A 259-nucleotide genomic window follows, 5' to 3' on the forward strand; every position below is an offset into this window, starting at 1 on the left:
GAAATTGGCTACAGAATCAATCCCAAAAATCAAATTAGATTAATGATAGGAGAAGTTAACTTAACAGAACGACACCTATCAAGTAAATGGGAGGCAAGTGCGGTAGACGGAAAAAATGTAAATGGTTATTTCAGAATCTATGAACTCTATTATGATCGATTTTTCGGAAAAAGAAAAGATTGGTATTACAGTGGTAGTATGGCTTATACTAACGACAAATACAATCACCTTATATCAGATAAAAAAATAGATAATAAAA

The 259-nt window shown here is 30.9% G+C and carries 1 protein-coding gene; it reads left to right on the forward strand.

The features are described 5' to 3' along the window. Positions 1-42: 42 nt before the first annotated feature. Positions 43-259 (forward strand): hypothetical protein (locus tag E1171_RS00070; RefSeq protein WP_155202971.1); only part of this gene is annotated, 217 nt, incomplete at its 3' end.

The organism is Xanthovirga aplysinae (assembly GCF_009711365.1).
Lineage (GTDB): Bacteria > Bacteroidota > Bacteroidia > Cytophagales > Cyclobacteriaceae > Xanthovirga > Xanthovirga aplysinae.